Origin of the sequence: Streptomyces sp. NPDC046197 (genome assembly GCF_040646295.1) — a bacterium.
In the GTDB taxonomy this organism is placed as follows: Bacteria; Actinomycetota; Actinomycetes; order Streptomycetales; family Streptomycetaceae; genus Streptomyces.
This window is the reverse complement of the sequence record NZ_JBEYZY010000023.1, coordinates 23,416-41,834: the sequence shown is the minus strand read 5'-3', so window position 1 is coordinate 41,834 and position 18,419 is coordinate 23,416. Positions and strand designations below refer to the sequence as shown.

Annotated in this window: 13 protein-coding genes; 8 read left to right on the top strand and 5 right to left on the bottom strand. The window is 71.1% G+C overall.

Features of this window, described 5'->3' with window-relative positions; genetic code table 11:
* The first annotated feature begins 3 nt into the window (after positions 1-3).
* Genes AB0A61_RS28070 through fxsT form a run of 4 tightly spaced genes read left to right on the top strand, consistent with a single transcriptional unit; the run spans position 4 to position 6,737 of the window.
* Entirely contained in the window at positions 4-834 is an 831-nt protein-coding gene (locus AB0A61_RS28070) for an AAC(3) family N-acetyltransferase (protein ID WP_361297910.1), read from the top strand.
* Positions 827-1,471, top strand: coding sequence for a TIR-like protein FxsC (locus tag AB0A61_RS28065; protein WP_361297907.1), 645 nt, complete (start codon positions 827-829; stop codon positions 1,469-1,471). The genes AB0A61_RS28070 and AB0A61_RS28065 overlap by 8 nt, the downstream gene beginning before the upstream one ends.
* Positions 1,471-2,784: an FxsC protein gene (fsxC, locus tag AB0A61_RS28060; protein ID WP_361297904.1), complete on the top strand. Its 1,314-nt coding sequence runs from the start codon at positions 1,471-1,473 to the stop codon at positions 2,782-2,784. Before AB0A61_RS28065 ends, fsxC begins: the two co-directional genes overlap by 1 nt.
* Positions 2,781-6,737, top strand: coding sequence for an FxSxx-COOH system tetratricopeptide repeat protein (fxsT, locus tag AB0A61_RS28055; RefSeq protein WP_361297901.1), 3,957 nt, complete (start codon positions 2,781-2,783; stop codon positions 6,735-6,737). Before fsxC ends, fxsT begins: the two co-directional genes overlap by 4 nt.
* 25 nt (positions 6,738-6,762) lie before the next feature.
* On the opposite strand, the gene AB0A61_RS28050 is transcribed toward fxsT, so the two are convergent.
* The 3 genes from AB0A61_RS28050 to AB0A61_RS28040 form a co-directional block, all read right to left on the bottom strand.
* Positions 6,763-7,659: an alpha/beta hydrolase gene (locus tag AB0A61_RS28050; RefSeq protein WP_361297898.1), complete on the bottom strand. Its 897-nt coding sequence runs from the start codon at positions 7,657-7,659 to the stop codon at positions 6,763-6,765.
* A gap of 179 nt (positions 7,660-7,838) precedes the next feature.
* Positions 7,839-8,210 carry an NTP pyrophosphohydrolase gene (locus AB0A61_RS28045; protein ID WP_361297895.1) on the bottom strand — a complete coding sequence of 124 codons (372 nt, stop codon included), beginning with the start codon at positions 8,208-8,210 and terminating at the stop codon, positions 7,839-7,841.
* Between the two features lie 71 nt (positions 8,211-8,281).
* Entirely contained in the window at positions 8,282-9,253 is a 972-nt protein-coding gene (locus AB0A61_RS28040) for a hypothetical protein (protein WP_361297892.1), read from the bottom strand.
* Between the two features lie 322 nt (positions 9,254-9,575).
* Here AB0A61_RS28040 and AB0A61_RS28035 point away from each other — a divergent pair, with 322 nt between their 5' ends.
* From AB0A61_RS28035 to AB0A61_RS28020, 4 genes are read left to right on the top strand one after another with little or no spacing between them, the layout of a single operon-like run.
* Positions 9,576-11,756 (top strand): HAMP domain-containing protein, encoded by a 2,181-nt coding sequence (locus AB0A61_RS28035; protein ID WP_361298105.1) that lies wholly within the window; start codon positions 9,576-9,578, stop codon positions 11,754-11,756.
* A gap of 10 nt (positions 11,757-11,766) precedes the next feature.
* Complete coding sequence (gene pgsB / locus AB0A61_RS28030) at positions 11,767-13,377, top strand: poly-gamma-glutamate synthase PgsB (protein ID WP_361297889.1); 1,611 nt, start codon at positions 11,767-11,769, stop codon at positions 13,375-13,377.
* Positions 13,374-13,856, top strand: coding sequence for a poly-gamma-glutamate biosynthesis protein PgsC/CapC (locus tag AB0A61_RS28025; RefSeq protein WP_361297886.1), 483 nt, complete (start codon positions 13,374-13,376; stop codon positions 13,854-13,856). Before pgsB ends, AB0A61_RS28025 begins: the two co-directional genes overlap by 4 nt.
* Before the next feature lie 18 nt (positions 13,857-13,874).
* On the top strand, positions 13,875-14,936 hold the full coding sequence (locus tag AB0A61_RS28020; protein ID WP_361297883.1) for an NlpC/P60 family protein: 1,062 nt from the start codon (positions 13,875-13,877) through the stop codon (positions 14,934-14,936).
* 81 nt (positions 14,937-15,017) lie between these two features.
* Here the strand turns inward: AB0A61_RS28020 and AB0A61_RS28015 are convergent, their stop codons facing one another.
* Positions 15,018-17,147: a 3-hydroxyacyl-CoA dehydrogenase NAD-binding domain-containing protein gene (locus AB0A61_RS28015; protein ID WP_361297880.1), complete on the bottom strand. Its 2,130-nt coding sequence runs from the start codon at positions 17,145-17,147 to the stop codon at positions 15,018-15,020.
* Positions 17,144-18,364, bottom strand: a complete 1,221-nt coding sequence (locus AB0A61_RS28010) for an acetyl-CoA C-acyltransferase (protein WP_361297877.1) — start codon at positions 18,362-18,364, stop codon at positions 17,144-17,146. The genes AB0A61_RS28015 and AB0A61_RS28010 overlap by 4 nt, the downstream gene beginning before the upstream one ends.
* Between the last annotated feature and the right edge of the window lie 55 nt (positions 18,365-18,419).

Here is an 18,419-nt window from a genome sequence, read left to right as displayed (position 1 = left end):
CGGATGTTCACCGCGGCCTCCCTCGCCGCCGACCTGGGAAGACTCGGAGTCGAGAGGGGTGCGACCCTGCTGGTGCACTCGTCCCTGCGGGCCGTCGGACCGGTGCGCGGCGGCAGCCGTACGGTGGTTCGCGCGCTGCGCCGCGCACTGGGCCCGGACGGCACTTTGGTGGTGCCCACGTTCACCGAGGGAAACTCCCTGACGTCCCGCACGTACGTCAGCATGACGCACGGCCTGACAAAGCATCAACTTCTGTCCTACCGTGAGAACATGGAGCCCTTCAGCGTGGCTTCCACGCCTTCCGACGGCATGGGACGGATCGCCGAAGAGGTGCGCCTGAGCGGGCAGGCGGTGCGCAGCCGGCATCCGCAGACGTCCTTCGCCGCGCTCGGGGCCGGGGCCGCCCGGATCACCGCCGGGCACGAGCTGGAGTGTCTGCTCGGTGAGCGCTCCCCCCTCGGCCGTCTGTACGAGATGGGCGCCTCCATCCTGCTGCTCGGCGTCGGCTTCGAGGTCTGTACCGCGTTCCACCTGGCGGAGTACCGGCTGCCCGCGCCGCCCCGCCGCCGCTACGACTGCAGGGTGCTGACCGACAACGGCCCGCGCTGGACCGGCTTCACGGACGTGGACCTCGACGACAGCGACTTCGGGGTGCTGGGCCGGTGGCTGGAGACGCGGCCGCACGAGGGCCGCTCGCCCGTCGTCCGGGGTCGCGTGGGCCACGCCGACTGCCGGCTGCTGCCGCTGCCGTGGGCCGTGGACGCCGCGCTCGCCTGGATGACCGTCTGCCGCCAACCGGCCGGGGAGCGTCCCGCGGAGGCCGGCCGTGCCTGAGAACCACGGGCGCGGCGGGCCGCCCCCGAGCATCCAGCAGCCCTACGCGTTCCTCAGTTACGGCCGCACACCCCAGTCGCCGGGCGGCCACATGAAACGCTTCCACGCCAAGCTGTCCGCGGACCTGATGGAGCTCACCGATCTCGGGGCCGGGATCGACCCGGTCTACCTCGACTCCCGGACCCGGCTGGGGGCGGCCTGGCGCAGCGAGCTGAAGGACCATCTCGCGCGGTGCCAGGTGCTGGTCCCGGTCCTGTCGCGGCGGCTGTTCATCAGCAAGTGGTGCGACGTGGAGTGGCAGTGCTTCGAGCGCCGGCAGCAGCTGCAGCTCGCCCGGCGCACGTTCACCCGCAAGGCGGTCGTTCCCGTCCTGTGGACCCCGCTCAGCCCCGACGAGATCCCCAGACCCTACGCCGACGTGCAGTACGCCCACGACGACCTGGGCCACGACTACGTGGACGGCGGGCTGTTCGGACTGCTCTCCGACGGCCGCGACCGGACCTTCAACAAAGTGGTCTACCGACTCGCCAGGAACATCGTCGAAGTGGCGGTCAGCGCCCGCCTGGAACCGTGCGACCCCGCCCTCTTCGACGACCTGTTCGACCCTCTGAACGGCCCGGCCGGTGAGGAGCACTGATGCGTGGGAGCCGTTTCGCCCCAGGTGCCGAGCAGTCGCCGTACTTCTTTCTGAGCCACGCCGCCGTCCCGCCCCCGGGCGAACACGGCGGATCCGGGCATCCGCCCCCCGACAAGAACGTCCTGGAGTTCTACACCGACCTGCGCAAGGAGGTCGCACGGCTGGCGGGCACCTCCCGGCTCACCACCGTCGGCTACCTGGACGCCCCGGGCCGCGACAAGGCCCGCACGGCCCGCGCGCTGCACCGCTGCCACAGCTTCGTGCCGCTGATCTCGCGCCGCTACTTCAGCAACGCCACGTGCGGCAGGCAGTGGTACGCCTTCACCCACCGGGACGTCTCGGGTGTCCTGGTGCCGGTGCTGTGGACGCCCGTACCCACCGCCGCGCGCCCCGTCGTCGTCGACCTGGACCTGCCCACCCCGGCCCCGCCGGCGCCCGCCTCGCCCGTGGCACCGGACGCGCTGGAGCTCTACGCGCAGGACGGGATGTACGGCCTGCGCCTGGACCCGGAGAACCGGACGGCGTACCAGCAGTGTGTGGGCAGGATCGCCCAGTGCGTGGTGCAGGCGGCGCGTCATGTCCGCGCCCGGCCGCCGGCCGACGCCGAACCGGCGGACCTGGACGACGTGCCCGACGCCTTCGCCGCGGCCGCCTGGCACCCGCTCGGCATCGCCGTACTCGCCCCGGACATCCACCATCTGCCCCCGGGCCGCACGGACGCCAAGTACGGCCCCGAACCCGGGGACTGGCAGCCCTTCAGCGACGGTTTCGGCACCCCGCTCGCCGCGCGCACGGCCGAACTCGCCCGCAACATCGCCTTCGCCCCCGAGATCCGCACCTTCGACGAGGCCGAGGCCGTCTTCCTCGGCAAGCAGGAGCCCACCTGCCCGTGGGTGCTCATCCTCGATCCCTGGATCCTGTACGACCGTTCGGCCGTCGAGCGGCTGCGCGCGTTCGACGCGCGGGACCTGCCCTGGGTGACCGTGCTGACGCCGCTGGCCGACGACACCCAGACCGCACAGGCGCGTTCCCGGCTCAAGGAACTGCTCCGGACGGCGCTGCCCCGGCGGCTGAGCCGGGGGCGGGCCATCCAGCGGGCGGCGGTGGCGGGCATCGAGAACTCGGAGGCGTTCAACTCGCGCTTCATGGAGCTCGCCAACAACGCGGCTCAGCAATACTTGAACCGGGTTCCGCTACCATCCCCGACCAGGTCCCTCGCCTCGGCGACGTGGCCCGACGCCGACTCCGGCGGACCGGCCGCCTCCGCTCCGCGGCGGACCGGCTCCCAGGGTGACCAGGAGGCTCAACCGTGACCGGCGTGCTCGCCCGCCCCGACGGCGGAAAGATCGTCACGTTCTACAGCTACAAGGGCGGCACCGGCCGCACCATGGCCCTGGCCAACACCGCCTGGATCATCGCCTCGCAGGGCAAACGGGTCCTGGTGGTCGACTGGGACCTGGAGGCACCGGGACTGGACCGCTTCCTGCGGCCCTTCCTCGAACCGGACGCGCTCAGCGTCCGTCCCGGCGTGCTGGACCTGATCAACGACTACATGCTGCGGGTGACCGACGTCCTGCGCGGCCATCGCGGAGGCCCCGAGGAGGCGTCCCGGCTCGGCGCCTGGATCACGGGACAGGCCGACATCACCAGGGCCGTCTCGCCGCTGGTCTGGAACTTCCCGCACGGCGGGCGACTGGAGTACATCTCGGCCGGCCGCCAGGACCGCAACTACTCCTCCATCTTCTCCCAGTTCAACTGGAACCGCTTCTACGAGGACCAGTGCGGCGGGCAGTTCCTGGACGCCCTGTGCGCCCAGTTCCGGCGCGGCTACGACTACGTCCTGATCGACAGCCGTACCGGCCTCAGCGACATCTCCGACATCTGCACCCTGCACTTCCCCGACGTGCTGGTGAACTGTTTCACCCACAACGACCAGAGCATCGAGGGCGCCGCGGCCGTCACCCACCGGGTGGAGGACACCCGGGGGGACCGGCGGGTGCGGATCCTGCCGGTGCCGATGCGGGTCGAGGACTCCGAGGCGGACCGGCTGGAGGCCGCCCGGGCCAAGGTCCGCCGGACCTTCGACCAGTTGCTCATGGACACCCCGGACGTCGACCCGCGCCGGTACTGGGGCAATGTCGAGGTCCCCTACAAGCCCACGTACGCCTACGAGGAGATCCTGGCGACCTTCCGGGACGAGCCGGGCACCCCGGGCTCCCTGCTGGCGGCCTGTGAGCGGCTGACCGAGGTCATCACGGCGGGCGAGGTGACCTCGCTCGTCCCGATGACCGAGGAGGAGCGCCAGACCTATCTCAAGACCGTCGTACGACGTCAGCAGCCGCTGCCCACGCACATCTTCCTGAGCTACGTGCCCGAGGACCAGATCTGGGCGGACTGGATCAGAAGGGTGCTCAGCGACGCCGGGTTCACCGTCGGCGACCCGCGCTCCGAGGACGGCTCGGGCGTCGGCTTGCCCCTGCTGGACGACACCGACGCCAAGGTGCGCGCGGCCGCCCGCACCGTGGCGGTCCTCTCGGCCGCCTACCAGAAGTCCCCCCAGGCCAGGGCCGTCTGGGAGGCGGTGGCAGCCGCCGACCCCATGGGTTCGCGGCGCACCCTGGTTCCGGTCAGGGTCAGCGACGTCCGGCTCGGCCATCCGTTCTCGGACCGCACCCCCGTCCATCTGAGCAATCTCAACGAGGCGGCCGCCCGCAGCGCCCTGCTGCGTGCCGTGGACGCGCCACTGGTCCAGTTCGAACACCCCGCGGACGCCGGTCCCCGCTACCCCGGTGCGGAGCCCCCCGTGTGGTCGGTGCCCGTGCGCAATCCGGCCTTCACCGGTCGTGGCGAGCTGCTGGAACGACTGCGGCAGCGGCTGGCCGACACCGGCACGGCGACCCTGCTGCACGGCATGGGCGGTGTCGGCAAGACCCAGCTGGCCACCGAATACGCCCACCGCTACCGGGGCAACTACGACGTCGTCTGGTGGATCGAGGCGGAGTTCGGCGACCTCGCACTGCGCCAGTACGCCGAACTCGCGCCCCGCCTCGGCGTCGAGGAGCGCGACAGCATCGGCGCCACCGCCGACGCGGTGCGCGACGCACTGCGCCGGGGTCAGAAGTACGAGCGGTGGCTGCTGGTCTTCGACAACGCCACCACCCCCGAGTCCATCGGCCGCATGGTGGTCAACAGCCCCACCGGCCATGTGCTGATCACCACCCGCAACGAGGGCTGGACGCAGCTCGCCGAGCGGATGGACGTCGATGTCTTCACCCGCGCGGAGAGCGTCGAGCACCTGCTGCACCGGGTCTCCGCCATCAGCGCCGAGGACGCGGAACAGGTCGCGGAAGCCCTCGGTGACCTGCCGCTGGCCGTCGACCAGGCCGCCGCCTGGCTCAACGAGACCGGCCAGGACGCCACCCAGTACCTGCGGCTGCTGGAGACCCAGCTGGCGAACCTGACCGAGGGGGCCGACGCCGACGCCTATCCGCTCCAGGTGGGCGCCACCTGGAACCTCTCCGTTCAGCAGCTCAACTCCCCGGTCGCGCGGCGGCTGCTTCAACTGTGCGCCCACTTCGGCGCGGACCCCATCTCCCTGGACCTGCTCAACGGCAAGGAGATGGGCGATGCCCTGAGCATCGTCCAGCCCGGCGCCGACGGGACGGCCATGGTGTCCCGGGCCACCCGGCAGCTCGGCCGCTATGCGCTGGCCAAGGCCGACCGCAAGAGCCACAGCTTCCAGGTGCACCGCCTCGTCCAGGCCGCGGTGCGCTCCTCGATGTCCGAGGCGGAACGGGAGGAGGCCCGTGCCCGGGTCCGCGCCGTGCTCAGCGGCGCGCGTCCCGCCGCCGAGGGCGATGTGGAACGCCCGGAGAACTGGTCGCGCTACAACACCATCTGGCCGCATCTGAAGACGCCGTGGACCAAGTTCTCGCTGGACAACGGTATCCGCCGTCTGATGACCGACTGGCTGCGCTACCAGCGGGTCCGCGGCGAGTACGGGGAGGCCCTGGCGCTCGGCGAGGAGCTGCTGACCCCCTGGCTGAAGGAGTCGGGCCCGGACGACCGCTGGACGCTGCACCTTCGCTACGAGATCGCCAATGTGCTGCGCTTCCAGGGCTGGTACAGAAGGGCACTCGACATCGACCAGGACGTCTACGAACGCCAGCGCGCCTGCCTGGGCGACGACGACCCGCACACGCTGATGACGGCGGGCAGCCTGGCGGCCGACCTGCGCGCGGTCGGCCGGGTGCGGCGGGCGCTGGAGATCGACCGCGAGACGTACGAACGGTCCGTGGACCTGCTGGGCGAGGACCATCCCCGCGCACTTGTCGCGGCGAACAACCTGGCCGTGTCGATGCGCATGGCCGGCGACTGCTTCGCGGCGCAGGAGGTCGACAAGGCGAATTGCGAACACCGGCGCGACACGCTCGGCTCCCACCATCCGTTCACGCTGTCCTCGCTGATCAACCTGGGCCGTGACCAGCGCTCGTGCGGCGACTACGAGGTGTCCGCGGAGACCCTGCGCGGCGTCTACGACACGGCGGTCAAGCACCTGGGGCTCGACTCGCCGCCGGCCCAGGAGGCCGCCAAGGCGCTCGCCATCACGCTGCGCAGACTCGACCGGCTGGCGGAGGCCATCGAGATCAGCCAGAACGTACTGGACAGCTGCCGCAGACGGCTGGGGGACGCCTCCCCGGAGACGCTGGTGGTGCGCCTGGGCCTGGCCGGGCACTACGCCGCCGCCGAGCGCCACGAGGAGGCCGTGGCCGAGACCGCCGAACTGCTCGACAGGTTCGGTGCCGAACTGGGGGAGACCCACCCCAACACGCTGGCCTGCGCGGTCAATCACGGCATCAACCTGCTGGCCACGGGTCGGGCCGCGGAGGCGAGAGAGGTGTGCGAGCATGCCTGGGCCGCCCTGCGGGCGACGCTCGGCGAGGAGCACCCCTTCAGCATGAACTGCCAGATGAACCTGGCCAACGCCGAGGCGGTCGTGGGCGAGAGCGAGCAGGCGGAGCACAACTACCTCGAGGCGCACCAGGAGTTGGCCGACCGCCTCGGCGGTGACCACCCCACGGCGCTGACCTGTCTGGCCAACCTCTCGGTACTGTTCCGGGAGAGGGGCCGGATCCGTGAGGCGGACGACCTGGCCAGGCGGAGCCTCGACGTCCTCAGCGCCAAGCTCGGCGCCGAACACTCCAAGGTGAGGCGGCTGAGGGACGGCCGGCGGGTGGGGCTCGAACTCGATCCCCACCCGATCTGACCGAAGGGCGCCGCCGCCCCGGGCGTTACGCCGGTGCGGCGGCGGCGCCGTTGCGTGCCTGTTCCCGCAGCCAGCGCAGCACCTTCGGCAGCGCCGGGACCGCGGCGAAGTGCGCCGCCGACGGCTGCAGGACGACGGTGGCCCGCGGAATGCGGCGGGCCAGCCATCTGAAGTGCTCGACGGGGGAGAACACGTCGTGCTCGCCGTGCCACAGCAGTGTGGGCACGGAGATGTCCGCCGGTGAGAAGCCCCACGGCCTGCAGAATGACACCGCGTCGTCGATCCAGCCGTCGGCGCTCTCCTCCAGACCGGTGAGGAAGTTCTGCCGCAGCATGCGCAGGATGCCTGCGTCCGCGACGACCTGACGGTCGACGTCCGGCATCTCCTCGTCGAGGTCCGCCAGCAGGGACAGCGGGTCGATCCGCATGGCGTCCGCGTTCTGCGCCAGGGTCCTCGTCAAGGCGTGGGGATGGTACCGGGCGTTGCGGTACTCGCGCACGTTGGAGGCCGTCATGCCCTCGAACCAGTCCAGCTCGTCCGCGTCCGGGGGCGCGAGACTGACCAGCACCGCGGCACTGCGCACCTGGCCGGGGTGGAGCGCCGCGCAGGCGAGGGCGTGCGGCCCGCCTCCCGACCGGCCCACGACCGAGTACTCCTCGATCCCGAGATGCCTGGCGATGTCCGCGACGTCGCAGGCGGCGTGCGCCACCGTGCGGCCCTCCAGGCGGGTGGATCCGCCGTAGCCGGGGCGGTCGTAGGCGATGAGGTGCACGCCGAGCTGGTACAGCACCATCGACAGCGGCCGTGGGCCCTCGCGACTGCCGGGGGTTCCGTGCAGCAGGAAAACAGGGTGGCCTTGAGGATCACCCCAGGAGTCGAAGACGAGCTCACGCCCGTCTCTACTGCGCGCGATCCGCGCCACTCCCCGCCTCCCGTCCACCTGCCGTCATGGGTGCCGGAATCCTCTCAGATCGGCGGGTCCGTCGGGCCGGCTTCCCGCCACGGGGGCCGACGCGCCACCACGGTGCGACGACAACGTGGCAATTATGACGGAACCCGGGTCGAGTGCGCGCGCGCTGTTCGGACAGATGAGGGAGGGCTTCAGCGGCCCACCGCCCGCGGCCCCGTGACCTCGGCCCCCAGTGTCCGCACCCGCTGGCGCAGCTCACGGTCCGCCGTGACGACCAGAACGGGGCGCTCGCCGGCCTGTTCGACCAGTTCGACGATCCGGTCGTCCCCGCTGCCGGCCGCCGCCTCCACCCGCACCCCCGGCACCGGGTCGACGCCGCGTGCCGCGCCCTCGACGACGAGGACGATTTCCGCCTCGCGCGGCAGATCCGGCAGCCCGTCCGCGGCCAGCCGGTCCCGCAGCCGCTCCGCGGCCCCCTTGCGGTCCCGCCACCAGCCGTCGGGCACCGACCCGACGACATTGGCGCCGTCGACGATCACGAGCAACGGAGTGTCCGCGTCCATGCCTCCAGCGTCGCACGAGAGTGCGGGCGTGTCCGCACGGCCGCTCGGGCAGGAAGAACGGTGCCGTGCGCTCAGCTCTCCCGTGCCCATCGCGTGGTGATCGAGTTCACAGCCCCCACCGCCCGGTTGATCCGCACGTCGCTCGCGCGCACCGAGCGGGCGAACTCGACGTGCAGGAACGTGAGACGCTCGGCGTCGGCCCGGTGGCCCTGGACGTTGTCGTGGCCCTCCAGCGGGCAGGAGCGGTCCCAGGCGCGGCACACGGCGAATCCCCTCTCGTGCAGGGCGTCGGCGAGCCGGCGGCCGTCCGTTCGGCCGGCCGTGCCCTTGCCGGTGGAGGTGACGACGTCGTAGCCGGGGGCGGAGTCGTCGGCGAAGCCGTGCACCTGGATGCCGGGCAGCCGGCGCCGGGCCAGCTCGTCGCAGACCGCGTCGAAGACGGAGTCGGTCCGGTGCGCCACGTCGGCGGCGTTGCCCACGCCGGCCCTGCGGTGGGCGCCGGCGAGCACCATGACGCCGCCGGGGGAGCCCAGCAGCACCCGGGCGCCGACGCGCTCGGTGTTGGCGTCGGCGGTGGGGTGCGGCACCTGCACCGACCACCGGACGGGTTCGGACAGGTCGACGTAGACGCGTCCCCAGCCGCGCGGCGCCGGGCCGGTCTCGGTGCGGTCGGACAGTTCCGCGAAGGACCGGCCGGTGGCGGGGTCGGTGAGCGTGCGGAGCTGGAAGTCGACGCCGGACAGCAGCGCGCGCGCCTGGTCGAGGTGCCCGTCGAGGATCCGGCCCACCGCGTCCGCGATGGTGCGGCGTTCGGCCGCGCGCGGTTCGCGGTAGCCGGCGTCCTCGCTCAGGTGGGAGGCGAAGTCGGTGATCCGGCGTTCCAGCGGCACCCCGGCGGGTGCGGTGGTGCGGGGCGTGCTCCGGGCGCCGTCGTGGCCCTGGCCGCCCCGGCCGATCGTGTACGCCCCGAAACCGGCCACCAACGCCCCAATGACGACGATCGCCGCGGCGATACTGATCGACTTCGCTCGTTTCCCGGTCATGACCGCCACACGATAACCAGCGCGGCTGCGCCCGCACCACGGCGGTCGGGGAGGCCCGGCGAGCGTGGGTGAACTCCGAATGAAGGAGGACGCTCCGTCTGCCCCTTCGCGTTCGAGCTCAAACGATTTTCTCACCTTTTTCTTTCACGTGTGCAACCCTATGGAACGTTCATCTGTCTGTTGGTCGGAGCCGCACTGGTGTGCGCTCCATGGCGTGGGACGTCCCCGGGGCGTGGCATGCAGCCGGTGTTGCACGAGAGGAGCCAAACCGTTGGCCGCTTCGCGCTCGAAGCGGCGGCACAAGGTCCGCCGACGGGCCGACATGTCGCTCTTGGGGGGAATCCGACCACCGATAGCCGTTTTGTCGGTTCTGCTTCTTTCCCTTGCCGGAGTCACCGCACTCACCCTGGGCAAACCGGACAACGCCCTGGTCCCGAAGGCGGTGCTGACGTCCCAGCAGTACGTCGCCGAGGACGGCGCCATCGCACTGCGGGCCTCACTCGACGAGTCGGTCACCGACCTCACCGGCACCGCGACGCTCTTCAACGAGGGCAGACCCGTCTCCGCGGACACCGTCCTGGACAAGGCCGGCGACGTCTACCAGAAGTGGCGCGGCACCGCGGTCATCGAGATCAAGTCCGGAAAACTGCTCGCCGCACGGGGCGAGAACGTTCCGCTCACCGCCATCGATCTCACCAAACTCTCACAAAAAGACGGCCTCGCGCCGCGCATGGTAAGACTGGACAACGGCCAGACCCGGCTGATCATCCTCGCCCTGCTGTCCTGGCCGGGGGAGCCGCAGCAGCTGCTGGTGGCCTCCAACACCCTCGGCTTCCCCGGCGTCGACCTCGGCCCCGGACGGGCCATCGGCGTCGTCGACCCCACCGGACGCCTGCTGTCCAGTCACGGGGCCCTCGACGGCGAGCAGGCCAGGCAGCAGCTGGAGGCCTTCGCCAAGGTCGCCGCCCGCAAGGCCGAGCAGAACCCCATCAGCGCCAAGGAACCCGGCTCCGGCGGCTACACCGGCGTCAGCGGCCACCTCACCGGTGACACCGGCAAGAACGTCCGCGCCGTGGGCGGCTACGCCACGCTCGCCGCCTCGCAGGCCGGTGACACCACCACCGCCAGCAGCCTCGGTCTGACCGTGGTCACCGAGGTCGGCGTATCCGACCACGCCTCCCAGATCACCCGCCCGGCCTTCGGCCTGGCCGCCGCCGGCGCCCTGCTGCTCATCGGCGGGATCGCCGTCATGCTGCTGCTCGGCACCGTGCAGCGCCCGCTGATCCGGCTGTTCCTGGAGAGCCGCCGGCTCACCCGCGGCGACCTCGCCCGCCGGGTCACCGTCCCCCGCGCCGGCGAGGCGGCCCGCATCGGCGCCGCCCTGGAGCGGCTGCGGCTGCAACTGGACGGTGCCCCCGTCGACGTCCAGGGGCCTTCCGTACGCAAGGGACTCGGTGCCCGCGCGCTGGTCGCGGTCGGCGCCGCTCTGCTGCTGCTGTGGTCGGTGCCGCTGATGGCGCTGCTCAACCGCCCCGACAGCTCCGTACTGGTGCCCACCCAGGTCGTGCACGACCAGAAGTCCCGCACCGCGACCCTGAGCGACCGGGTCCGCCGCGCCCTCAACGAGGGCTACGCCGACCTGTCCGCCGTCGCCGTCCTGATCGGCGACCGCACCTCGGACGAGGACATGCAGAAGGTGCTGGAGCGCACCATGCAGGACCACGACCGCTACCAGTCGCTCTACGTCCTCGGTGCCGACGGGAAGATCCTCGCCCAGGCCGGGCACGCCCCGCACCACACCGCCGGCAAGGGCCCGTCCGGCCGGGCCATCGAGGTCACCGGCGAGAGCGACAAGAAGCCCGTCGTCACCGCCACCGCCGAGGCGCCCGGCCGGGGCGGCGCCGCCGTTGTCGGCGAGTTCCGCATCGAGTTCGTCAACGCGCTGCTGGGCCGTCAGGGCCTCGGCGACGTGCGGGTGGTGGACGACAAGGGCCGCAGCATCGCGGGCGACTCCGGCTACCTCGCCTTCCAGCAGGCCCCCTCCTATGTCACCCCGCTGCTGGCGAAGAAGCAGGCCTACGCCACCGTCCTGCGCGGCGGCACGGTCCGCGTCGCGGCCGCCGCGCCCTTCACGGGCGGCGGCGCCGCCAAGCCGCTGAAGTGGACCGTGGTCAGCTGGCAGCCCGCCTCCGGCCTCGCCATCCCCGCCTACAGCCTGCAGAACCGGACGGTCCTCGCCGGGCTGCTCGGGCTGACCGCCGCGGCCGCCTGCCTGGGCTGGCTGCACATCATCGTCGTACGGCCCCTGCGCGCCCTGGCCGACCAGGCCGAGGCGCTCGCCGGCGGCGACCGCAAGACCGTGCTCTTCCCGCGCCACCACGACGAGGTGGGCGCCGTCGTGCGCAGCCTCGAACTGATCCGGCAGCAGTTGCAGGGACAGCCGCGCAGGCGCGACAGCGGCAGCCGAACCCCCGCCGGGGCCGGAAGAAACGTCGGAGAATAGGGACCCCACCGTGCTCTTCCTCTTCACCGTGCTCGTGGTGTGCGAGGCCGTGTTGCTGATCGCCGGAATCGTCGAACAGCGACGGCACTACACGAACCTCGACATGATTCCCACCCGGGTCCTGGTCAACGGCATCCGCGGCAAGTCCTCCATCACCCGGCTGTGCGCGGGCGCGCTGCGCGGCGGCGGTCTGACCACCGTCGCCAAGACCACCGGCACCGCGGCCCGGTTCATCCACCCGGACGCCACCGAGGAGCCCGTCTACCGCAAGTTCGGCATCGCCAACGTCGTCGAGCAGATCGGCATCGTGCGGCGTGCGGCCGCCTACCGGCCGGACGCACTCGTCATCGAGTGCATGGCGGTCATGCCGGCCCTCCAGGAGATCAACCAGTCCAAGCTGATCCGCTCCACCATCGGCGTGCTGTGCAACGTCCGTGAGGACCACCTCGCCGAGATGGGACCCACCCTCGACGACGTGGCCCGCTCGCTGTGCCGTTCCATGCCGGAGAACGGCATCTGCGTCACCGCCGAGAAGGACCGCTTCGACATCCTGCAGGAGGAGGCCGACGCCCGGAACTGCGAGCTGATCTACGCCGACCCCGAGACGGTCAGCGACGAGGAGCTGCGCGGCTTCAGCTGGTTCACCTTCAAGGAGAACGTCGCCATCGCGCTCACCGTCGCCCAACTCGTCGGCGTCGACCGCGAGACGGCCCTGCAGGGCATGTACGACGCCCCGCCGGACCCCGGCGTCCTCTCCGTCGAGCGCTACCTCGCCCCCGAGGGCAAGAAGCTGCGTTTCGCCAACGTCTTCGCGGCCAACGACCCCGAGTCGACGCTGATGAACATCAACCAGCTGCTCGACCTCGGCGCCATCCACCGGCCGCTCAATGTGGTCATCAACTGCCGTCCCGACCGGGTCGAGCGCAACGGGCAGATGGGCGAGATCATCCCCGGCCTCGACCCGGAGCAGGTCTTCGTCATCGGCCACCCGGCCAAGTCCGCCATCGACGCCATCCCCGGTGCGTACCGCGGCCGGGCCGTCGACCTCGGCGGTGACCGCCGCGACCCCGAGGAGTTCATGCACGAGCTGCTCGGCCGGCTCGGCCCCGACTCCTCCCTGGTCGCCATCGGCAACATCCATGGCCAGGGCGAGCTGCTCCTGGAGCACCTCGCCGAACTCCCGCCCGACGACAGCCCGGACGACGCGCCCACCAGGCCGGCCGGCACCCGGCCCCGCACCTCGGACCGGCACCCGGAGCACGTCGAGACCATGCAGCTGTACGCCCCCCGGCTGGACCCCTACCAGCGCTATCCGGGGGCGTACGAGACGCGGTACGCACCGCAGGGCACCCCGGTGCACGTACCGGCGCAGCGGACCGCCGTGCAGCCCTACGGGCAGCCGCACCCGGGGCAGACCCACGACCAGGGCCACCGGGAGCCGTGGCCCACGGCCGTCCATGCCCCGGCCGTGGCGCAGCACCAGCAGCCGCCGCAGTACCACGACCCCGCACCGCACCTCCAAGCCCCGCAGCAGCGCGGCCTGTTCGAACCCCGTTTCCCGCCCGAGTCCCCGGCCGACGACTCTCAGCAGTGGCAGAATCCAGGAGAGCAGCACCGTTGATCCCCTCCGTCCTCACTCCCGAGATCGCCGCGATCGGCATCGCGATCGGGCTGCTCTTCTCCCTGATCTGCTACCTGACCACCAACCTCTCGCCGGGCGGCATGATCACCCCGGGCTGGCTGGCGCTGACCCTCGTGGAGGACCTCCAGCGGGCCGCGATGGTGGTCGGCGTCACCGTCCTGACGTACGCCGGGACGCTGCTGATGCAGAAGTTCGTCATCCTCTACGGCAAGCGGCTGTTCGCCGCGGTCGTGCTGCTCGCCGTGTCCCTCCAGGCGACCGTGATGATCGTGCTGTCGCTGGAGTTCCCGCTGCTGTACGCCAACCAGACCCTCGGCTTCATCGTCCCGGGCCTGATCGCCTACCAGCTCGTCCGCCAGCCCCGCGGCGCCACCCTGCTGGCCACCGGCTCGGTGACGCTCATGGCCTATGTCGTCCTCACCGCCGGAATCCTCCTCGGCGTCATGCCGGCCGCCTGACCAACGGAGTCCATCCCCATGCCCTCCAAGAAGAAGCGCCCGGTCCTGCACGCCACCGTCGTGCTCGCGCTGCTCGGCGCCAGCGGCTACCTCACGGTGGAGCTCAGGAAGGACGAGCAGGCCAAGGCGCCCGCGGCGCAGGCCGTCATCGACCAGCCCAGCCTGGAGAACGGCGGCGGCCGGCAGGGCGGCAAGCAGACCTGGGAGCGCCTGAAGAACCCCGATCGCACGGTGCTGCGCGGCGCGAACGGGCAGATCCTCGCCACCTTCACCGACGGCGCCCGCACCGCCACCCTGCGCGGCCCGTCCCGCACCTTCGGCGAGCCCGCCAACACCAAGTCCAAGGTGGTCACCGAGGACTGGGTGAGGCTGATGCCGGAGCCGTGGACCAAGGGCGCCGAGCAGCAGCAGTGGTTCAAGGACTGGTTCAGGAAGTACTACGGCAGCCAGGAGGACGACGTCTTCGCGATCGCCTTCCAGTACGTGCAGGGCGCGCCGGTGAAGAAGGACTCCGCCGGCGTCCCGTACGCCGGCGACGCGGTGTTCGGCCCGTTCAAGGCGGACGGCGTGGACCGCCTGGAGCAGAACGACTTCTACGACTACCTCGGCATCGCGTACACCTTCCGCAGCGGCGCCACGCTGTACCCGCACAAGGAGCGCTACCGGGCGCTGGACTGCTCCGGTTTCATGCGGATGGTGTGGGGCTACCGGGCCCGCTATCCGCTGATGGCCACCAACACCCTCGGCGATGGCCTGCCCCGCACCGCGGACGGCATGGCCCGCTCCAAGGCCGGCGTCGACATCATCAAGATCCAGGGCCCCGCGCCCTGGTACGTCCGGCCGAAGAACATCGACGTCCTCCAGCCGGGGGACCTGCTGTTCTTCAAGATGGACCACCGCACCGGCAACCACATCGACCACGTCGCCCTGTACCTGGGCCTGGACACCGACGGCCACCGCGTCTTCGTCTCCAGCCGCAAGGAGCAGAACGGCCCCACCATGGGCGACGCGGGCGGCGTCTCGCGCATCGACGGCAACGGCTTCTACGCGCAACTGCTCCGCAGCGCCAAGCGGCTGTAGACCGGCCGGAAGGCGTGCTCACAACGCCGGTGCCCGGCACATCGGTTGATGTGCCGGGCACCTTGCATGCTCGGGGCTGTCCTACGCCGGGACGCCGGCCACGCCCGGAGCCAGGAACTTCTTGCCGTTCACGCGCTCCGAGACGCCCTCGCGGTCCAGGTACGGCGTGATGCCGCCCAGGTGGAAGGGCCAGCCGGCGCCGGTGATGAGGCAGAGGTCGATGTCCTGGGCCTCGGCGACGACGCCCTCGTCGAGCATCAGCCCGATCTCCTGCGCCACCGCGTCGAGCACCCGCGCCCGCACCTGCTCCTCGGTCAGGACCTTGTCGCCCTGCTTGAGCAGCGCGGCGACCTCGGGGTCCAGCTCCGGCTTGCCGCTGTCGTAGACGTAGAAGCCGCGCTTGCCCGCCTTGACGACGGCCGCGAGGTTCGCGGAGACCGTGAAGCGGTCCGGGAAGGCCCGGTTGAGGGTCTCGGACACGTGCAGACCGATCGCCGGGCCGACCAGCTCGAGCAGGACCAGCGGGGACATCGGCAGGCCGAGCGGCTCGACCGCCTTCTCCGCCACCTCGACCGGGGTGCCCTCGTCGATGACGTTCTGGATCTCGCCCATGAAGCGGGTGAGGATGCGGTTGACGACGAACGCCGGGGCGTCCTTCACCAGCACCGCGGTCTTCTTGAGCTTCTTGGCCACCGCGAAGGCGGTCGCCAGCGAGGCGTCGTCGGTCTTCTCGCCGCGGACGATCTCCAGGAGCGGCAGGACCGCCACGGGGTTGAAGAAGTGGAAGCCCACGACCCGCTCGGGGTGCTTGAGCTTCGACGCCATCTCGGTCACCGACAGCGACGAGGTGTTGGTGGCGAGGATCGCGTGCGCCGGGGCGACCGCCTCGACCTCCGCGAACACCTGCTGCTTGACACCGATCTCCTCGAACACGGCCTCGATGACGAAGTCCGCGTCGGAGAAGCCCTCGGCCTTGTCCAGGACACCGGAGACCAGCGCCTTGAGGCGGTTGGCCTTGTCCTGGTTGATCCGGCCCTTGCCGAGCAGCTTGTCGATCTCGGCGTGGACGTAGCCGACACCCTTGTCGACGCGCTCCTGGTCGATGTCGGTCAGGACGACCGGCACCTCCAGGCGGCGCAGGAAGAGCAGGGCGAGCTGCGAGGCCATCAGGCCCGCGCCGACCACGCCGACCTTGGTGACCGGCCGGGCCAGGTTCTTGTCCGGCGCGCCCGCCGGGCGCTTGCCGCGCTTCTGCACCAGGTTGAACGCGTAGATGCCGGAGCGCAGTTCGCCGCCCATGATGAGGTCGGCGAGGGCCTTGTCCTCGGCGTCGTAGCCCTGCTGCAGGTCGCCGTTCTTGGCGGCGGCGATGATGTCGAGCGCCCGGTAGGCGGCCGGGGCCGCGCCGTGCACCTTGCCGTCGGCGATGAAGCGGCCCTTGGCGACGGCCTGGTCCCAGGCCTCGCCGCGGTCGATCACCGGACGGTCGACGACGATCTCGCCCTTGAGGACGGAGGCCGTCCAGATCAGGGACTGCTCCAGGAAGTCGGCGCCCTCGAACAGGGCGTCGGCGATGCCCAGTTCGTAGACCTGCTTGCCCTTGAGCTGCTTGTTCTGGTTGAGCGAGTTCTCGATGATCACCGAGACGGCCTTGTCGGCACCGATCAGGTTCGGCAGCAGCGTGCAGCCGCCCCAGCCGGGGACCAGACCGAGGAAGACCTCGGGGAGGGAGAAGGCCGGCAGCGCCGCGGACACCGTGCGGTAGGCACAGTGCAGACCGACCTCGACGCCGCCGCCCATCGCCGCGCCGTTGTAGTACGCGAAGGTCGGGACGGCCAGCTTCGACAGGCGCTTGAAGACCTCGTGGCCGCCCTTGCCGATGGCCAGCGCGTCCTCGTGCTTCTTCAGCAGCTCGACGCCCTTGAGGTCGGCGCCGACCGCGAAGATGAACGGCTTGCCGGTGATGCCGACGCCGACGATGTCGCCGTCCGCGGCCTCCTTCTCGACCTGGTCGATGGCGGTGTTGAGGTTCGCCAGCGACTGCGGGCCGAAGGTGGTCGGCTTGGTGTGGTCGAAGCCGTTGTCCAGGGTGATCAGGGCGAACCGGCCCGCGCCCGACGGCAGGTCGAGGTGGCGTACGTGCGCCTGGGTGACGACCTCGTCCGGGAAGAGCTCGGCCGCGCCCTTCAACAGCTCAGCGGTGGTGCTCACTTGTCGCCTCCGTCGAAGTGCGGGTTCTCCCAGATGACCGTGGCGCCCATGCCGAAGCCGACGCACATGGTGGTCAGGCCGTAGCGGACCTGCGGATGCTCCTCGAACTGGCGGGCCAGCTGCGTCATCAGACGGACGCCGGAGGAGGCGAGCGGGTGACCGAAGGCGATCGCGCCGCCGTACTGGTTGACGCGCTCGTCGTCGTCCGCGATGCCGTAGTGGTCGAGGAAGGCCAGGACCTGGACGGCGAAGGCCTCGTTGATCTCGAACAGGCCGATGTCGGAGATGGACAGGCCCGCCTTGGCAAGGGCCTTCTCCGTCGCCGGGATCGGGCCGTAGCCCATGACCTCGGGCTCCACGCCCGCGAAGGCGTAGGAGACCAGACGCATCTTGACCGGCAGGCCGTTCTCGCGGGCGAAGTCCTCGCTCGCGATGATCGAGGCGGTGGCGCCGTCGTTCAGACCGGCCGCGTTGCCCGCGGTGACCCGGCCGTGCACGCGGAACGGCGTCTTCAGGCCCGACAGGTTCTCCAGGGTGGTGCCCGGGCGCATCGGCTCGTCGGCCGTCACGAGACCCCAGCCGGTCTCGCCGGCCTCGGGGTTGGTGCGGCGCACCGAGATCGGCACCAGGTCCTGCTGGATCTTGCCGTTGGCGTACGCCTTGGCGGCCTTCTCCTGCGAGCGCACCGCGTACTCGTCGGCGCGCAGCTTGGTGATCTGCGGGTAGCGGTCGTGCAGGTTCTCCGCGGTCATGCCCATGAACAGGGCGGACTCGTCGACCAGCTTCTCGCTCACGAACCGCGGGTTCGGGTCCACGCCCTCGCCCATCGGGTGGCGGCCCATGTGCTCGACACCACCGGCGATGACGGCGTCGTACGCACCGAAGGCGATGGAGCCCGCGGTGGTCGTGACGGCGGTCAGCGCGCCCGCGCACATGCGGTCGATGGAGTAGCCGGGGACCGACTGGGGAAGACCGGCGAGGATCCCGGCCGTGCGGCCGAGGGTCAGGCCCTGGTCACCGATCTGCGTGGTCGCGGCGATGGCGACCTCGTCGATCTTCTTGGGGTCGAGCCCGGGGTTGCGGCGCAGCAGCTCCCGGATCGCCTTCACGACGAGGTCGTCGGCGCGGGTCTCGTGGTAGATGCCCTTCGGGCCCGCCTTGCCGAACGGGGTGCGGACGCCGTCGACGAAGACGACGTCCCTGACGGTACGAGGCACGATGGCTCTCCTCCAGGGTGCGGGGTGGCACTGCTGCGACGCGCAACCGCTGAGC

Coding starts and splice junctions, on each gene's coding strand:
- AB0A61_RS28070 (WP_361297910.1), top strand. CDS start 4: ATGTTCACCGCGGCCTCCCTCGCCGCCGACCTGGGAAGACTCGGAGTC.
- fsxC (WP_361297904.1), top strand. CDS start 1,471: ATGCGTGGGAGCCGTTTCGCCCCAGGTGCCGAGCAGTCGCCGTACTTC.
- AB0A61_RS28045 (WP_361297895.1), bottom strand. CDS start 8,210: ATGGACGCGGACACTCCGTTGCTCGTGATCGTCGACGGCGCCAATGTC.
- AB0A61_RS28040 (WP_361297892.1), bottom strand. CDS start 9,253: ATGACCGGGAAACGAGCGAAGTCGATCAGTATCGCCGCGGCGATCGTC.
- AB0A61_RS28035 (WP_361298105.1), top strand. CDS start 9,576: ATGTCGCTCTTGGGGGGAATCCGACCACCGATAGCCGTTTTGTCGGTT.
- AB0A61_RS28020 (WP_361297883.1), top strand. CDS start 13,875: ATGCCCTCCAAGAAGAAGCGCCCGGTCCTGCACGCCACCGTCGTGCTC.